At 65.0% G+C, this 4,782-nt stretch carries 6 protein-coding genes; 4 read left to right on the forward strand and 2 right to left on the reverse strand.

Going from position 1 to position 4,782, the window contains the following annotated elements; genetic code table 11:
• Positions 1 to 23: 23 nt before the first annotated feature.
• Complete coding sequence (gene spoVAE / locus HMPREF0372_RS04465) at positions 24 to 395, reverse strand: stage V sporulation protein AE (protein ID WP_007489344.1); 372 nt, start codon at positions 393 to 395, stop codon at positions 24 to 26.
• Positions 396 to 404: 9 nt separating this feature from the next.
• The gene (spoVAD, locus tag HMPREF0372_RS04470) at positions 405 to 1,418 is read right to left on the reverse strand and encodes a stage V sporulation protein AD (protein WP_007489345.1); all 1,014 of its coding nucleotides are present in this window, start codon (positions 1,416 to 1,418) and stop codon (positions 405 to 407) included.
• A 153-nt stretch (positions 1,419 to 1,571) separates the two neighbouring features.
• Between spoVAD and HMPREF0372_RS04475 the strand changes: the two genes are divergently transcribed.
• From HMPREF0372_RS04475 to HMPREF0372_RS04490, 4 genes are all read left to right on the forward strand, one after another.
• On the forward strand, positions 1,572 to 2,180 hold the full coding sequence (locus tag HMPREF0372_RS04475; protein WP_024723186.1) for a hypothetical protein: 609 nt from the start codon (positions 1,572 to 1,574) through the stop codon (positions 2,178 to 2,180).
• Between the two features lie 12 nt (positions 2,181 to 2,192).
• A complete protein-coding gene (locus HMPREF0372_RS04480; protein ID WP_007489347.1) occupies positions 2,193 to 2,933 on the forward strand; it encodes an acyl-[acyl-carrier-protein] thioesterase in 741 nt (246 codons plus the stop codon).
• A gap of 74 nt (positions 2,934 to 3,007) precedes the next feature.
• The gene (gene guaB, locus HMPREF0372_RS04485) at positions 3,008 to 4,483 is read left to right on the forward strand and encodes an IMP dehydrogenase (RefSeq protein WP_007489348.1); all 1,476 of its coding nucleotides are present in this window, start codon (positions 3,008 to 3,010) and stop codon (positions 4,481 to 4,483) included.
• Between the two features lie 3 nt (positions 4,484 to 4,486).
• A complete protein-coding gene (locus HMPREF0372_RS04490) occupies positions 4,487 to 4,744 on the forward strand; it encodes a hypothetical protein (RefSeq protein WP_007489351.1) in 258 nt (85 codons plus the stop codon).
• Positions 4,745 to 4,782: the final 38 nt, after the last annotated feature.

Below are 4,782 nucleotides of genomic sequence, written 5' to 3' on the forward strand. Positions count from 1 at the left end.
CGGGGCAATGCCCCGCGCCTCTTTTATCGGGATTTGGGTTTGGGTTTAAAGATCAGGGCCACCAGCCAGCCGAAGAAGATGGCGGCGGAGATGCCGCCCGCCGCGGCGGTGACGCCGCCGGTGAGGGCGCCCAGTATGCCCATCTCGTCCACGGCCTTGGCGGCCCCCTTGGCCAGCAGATAGCCAAAGCCGGTCAGGGGGACGGTGGCCCCCGCTCCGCCGAACTCCACCACATACTTGTAGAGCCCCAGCCCGCCCAGCACCACGCCGGACACCACATAGAGCACCAGAATACGGGCCGGAGTGAGCTTGGTCTTATCAATGAGCAGCTGCCCGATCAGGCAGAGCGCCCCGCCGCAGAGGAAGGCGCGGGCGTATTCCCAAAAGACTTCCATGATTTTCCCTCACTGTTCCGTTGAGATGGCCACCGCGTGGCAGATGGACGGGATGCTCTCCCCCTGGAGCGTGGAGGTGGGGGAGAGCAGGGCACCGGTGCCGCAGAAGAGCAGGCGCCTCCAGCGGCCCTGCTTCATACCGTTGAGCAGAAAGCCGGTGAGCACCGCGGCGGAGCAGCCGCAGCCCGAGCCGCCGCAGTGGACGTCCTGGGTCTGGGCGTCGTAGATGAGCACGCCGCAGTCCTCCAGATTTTTGAATTCAATGCCGTCCCGGTGGAAGAGATCCAGCAGGATCTCCTTGCCCAGGCTGCCCAAATCACCGGTGACAATCAGATCATAGTCCGAGGGCCTGCGGCCTGTGTCCCGAAAATGGGCCTGAATGGTGTCATAGGCGGCGGGGGCCATGGCGGCCCCCATATTGTTGGCGTCCTGGATGCCCTTGTCCACAATTTTGCCTGTGGTCACATGGGTGATATAGGGGCCCGGCCCCTCCCGGGAGAGGATGACGCAGCCCGCCCCCGTCACCGTCCACTGGGCGGTGGGGGTGCGCTGGCCGCCGTACTCCAGGGGTGTGCGGTACTGCCGCTCGGCGGAGCAGAAATGGGAGGAGGTCATGGCGGCGGCGTGGGCGGCGAAACCGCCGTCCACCAGCAGGGCGGCCAGAGACAGGCTCTCCGCCATGGTGGAGCAGGCGCCGTACAGCCCGAAGAAGGGGACGTCCTGCCCCCGGACGGCGAAGCCGGAGCCAATGCACTGGTTGAGCAGGTCGCCGGCCAGAATATAGTCCAGGGCGGAGGCGCTCAGCCCCGCCTTGTCCAGCGCGGAGGAGAGGGCCAGCTTCTGCATGGCGGTCTCCGCCTTCTCCCAGGTCTTTTCCCCAAAGGAATCGTCCTGATTGATCTGGTCGAAGCTGTCGGCCAGCGGGCCCTCCCCTTCTTTTTTCCCCACCACATTGGCGTGGCCCGCGACGGAGGGCGGGTGGGCAAGGGCGACCGTCTGCCGGCCCAGCTTTTTTGTGGTCATAGCGCCAACCTTCTTTCCTTCAGATAATGCTATTTTGAACGAAAAGCCGGGAAAATATGAGGCTGGATTTTGTGGTGGGACATGCTGGTCAAAAAGAGGGCTTTGCGGTATAATAAACAGCAGAAACCGGATTCATTGAAATGGAGGCATATCATGGTCGAGGAAGCCAAGCGTACTCTGGCCTATCTCTGTCCCGCCTGCCGCCAGAGCGTGGCGGTGGAGCGCAGCGTATTCCAGCTGGCGGCGTCCGCCAACGAACTGCCCTGCCCCTGCGGCAAATCCTCTCTCCGGGTGGAGCTGATGGGCGACCGGGTGAAGCTCACCGTCCCCTGCCTGTTCTGCGGCAAGGATCACACCGTCACCTGCTCCTCCCACGCTTTTCTCCACGAGAAGGTGCTGGCCTTCTCCTGCGCCGCCTCGGGGCTGGACTGCTGCTACGTGGGGGAGGAGGGGCCGGTGTTTGCCGCCCTCCAGCGCCTGGAGGAAGCGGTGGACAAGCTGGAGGCCGCTTCAGGGGAGAAGGGGGCCTTCCTGGACGAGCTGGTGATGCAGGAGGTGCTCTCCGAGCTCAAGGAGATCGCCCAGCGGGACGGCATCTCCTGCACCTGCGGCTCCCACCGCTGGAAGCTCCAGGTCAATTTCAGCTCCATCGACCTGTTCTGCGCCGACTGCGGCGGGGCCATGCGCATTCCGGCGGCCACCGCCAGCGACATCGACGACATCTGCTGTAAAAACAAGCTGGTCATCCACGGCCAGGACTGAGGAGGCGGAAGCATGGTGGTATACGAGTGCGAGTACATGGTGGACTCCAGGGACATCGACCCCTGGTACCACTGCCGCCCCTCCGGGCTGATGGGGATGCTCCAGGAGGCCGCAACCCAGGCGGCCTGTGCCCTTCACGTCTCCCGGGACGAGATGCTGGAGCGGTACAACAGCTTCTGGATGCTGGCCCGGCTGTGGTACCGGCTGGATGTCCCTCTGAGCTGGGGGGACACGGTACACATCCGCACCTGGCACCGGGGCGGGAGGGGAGCCTCCACCTACCGGGACTTCGACCTGTTTGTGAATGGACAGCCGGTGGGGGAGGCGGTGTCCACCTGGGTGCTGGCCGACGCCGCTACCCACAAGCTGGCCCGCATGGGCAGGATCACGGAGTTCCAGGGCACCGACGGCGGCCCTCTCTGCAAGGAGCGCACCCTGTCCCGGGTCCGCCTGCCCGAAACTATGGAGCACGCGGACAGCCGCGCCATGCACTACAGTGATACCGACGTCAACGGCCACGTCAACAATGTCCGTTATGTGGACTTCCTCTGCGACGCCCTCCACATGGAGCGCCTGGGCCCCAGCCGCTTCGTCTCCTCCCTCCAGGTGGGCTACCTGGCGGAGTGCATGGCGGGGGAGACCATCGAGCTCTATACCGGCCAGGCCGGCGGCCTGTGGTACGTCCACGGGGCGGATCAGGCGGGCAAGAGCCGGTTTGACAGCGCGGTGGAGCTGGCGGAGCTCACCCCTTGACAGCGGCGGAGCCATCGAGTAAAATAGAAAAAATTTAACCTCTGAGAGAGCAAAAAGATAAAAGGAGATGCACCATGGTCAACACTGACGAGCGCCAGAAGTTCACCCGGCAGGGCCTCACCTTCGACGACGTGCTGCTCATCCCCGCCGAGAGCGACGTCCTGCCCGCAGACATCGATCTGCATACCCAGCTCACCCGCAGGATCAGGCTTAACATCCCCCTGATGAGCGCCGCCATGGATACCGTCACCGAGTACCGCATGGCCATCGCCATCGCCCGTGAGGGCGGCATCGGCATCATTCATAAAAATATGTCCATCGGCGCCCAGGCCGAGCAGGTGGACATGGTCAAGCGCAGCGAGAACGGCGTCATCACCAACCCCTTCTGGCTGGCCCCCGGCCATACGCTGGCGGAGGCCGACGAGCTCATGGCCAAGTACCGCATCTCCGGCGTGCCCATCTGCAAGGATGGCAAGCTCATCGGTATTATCACCAACCGGGACATGAAGTTTGAGACCGACATGAGCCAGTTGGTGGACAACGTGATGACCAGGGACAACCTGGTCACCGCCAGGGAGGGCGTCACGCTGGAGGAGGCCAAGGAGATCCTGCGCCGCCACAAGATCGAGAAGCTGCCCATCGTGGACGATGAGAACCACCTCAAGGGCCTCATCACCATCAAGGACATCGAGAAGGCCACCGTGTACCCCAACTCCGCCCGCGACGAGAAGGGCCGCCTGCTGGTGGGCGCCGCCATCGGCGCCACCCCCGACGTGCTGGACCGGGTCCACGCGCTGGTGGAGGCCGGCGTGGATGTGCTCTGCCTGGACTCCGCCCACGGCCACTCCAACAACATTCTGGAGTGCGTCCGCCGCATCAAGGCCCTCTACCCCGACGTGCAGCTCATCGCCGGCAACGTGGCCACCGCGGAGGGCACCCGCGCCCTCATTGAGGCGGGCGCCGACTGCGTGAAGATCGGCATCGGCCCCGGCTCCATCTGCACCACCCGCGTGGTGGCCGGCATCGGCGTGCCCCAGATCACCGCTGTCTATGACGCCGCCTGCGTGGCCGCCGAGTACGGCGTGCCCATCATCGCCGACGGCGGCGTGAAGTACTCCGGCGATCTGGCCAAGGCCCTGGCCGCCGGCGCCAACGTGGTCATGCTGGGCTCCCTGCTGGCGGGCTGCGAGGAGTCCCCCGGCGACACCGAGGTGTACCAGGGACGCCAGTTCAAGGTCTACCGCGGCATGGGCTCCCTGGGCGCCATGGCCTGCGGCTCCAAGGACCGCTACTTCCAGCAGAACAACAAGAAGCTGGTGCCCGAGGGCGTGGAGGGCCGCGTGCCCTACAAGGGCCCCACCGGCGACACCATCTACCAGCTCATGGGCGGCCTGCGGGCCGGTATGGGCTACACCGGCTGCCACAACGTGGAGGAGCTGCACACCAAGGCCCAGTTCATGCAGATCACCTCCGCCGGACTCAAAGAGTCCCACCCCCACGACATCTATATCACCAAGGAAGCGCCCAACTACACCCTCAATCCCCAGTAAGCGGTGGAGCGCATCACGGTACCCGGCCCGGACGGCGGATTTTCCGTACCCGCCGGGCTGGAACAAGAGGCCGCGGAGCGGCTGGGCCGCTATGAGGACGCCCATGGGCGCCTGCTGGCCCGCCAGGAGGAGCTGGCCGGGCGGATGGAGGTCCTCAAGGCCCAGGGAAAGCAGAAGACCGCCCAGTTCCGGGAGTTGTTCGCCGAGAAGCTCACCATTCAGAATACCCTGACGCTGTGGGAGACCTACGGTATTCACTGAAAAGGCCCCAAAGACGGCCGCCGCCCATTTGGGCGGCG

It is taken from the genome of Flavonifractor plautii ATCC 29863 (genome assembly GCF_000239295.1).
In the GTDB taxonomy this organism is placed as follows: Bacteria; Bacillota; Clostridia; order Oscillospirales; family Oscillospiraceae; genus Flavonifractor; species Flavonifractor plautii.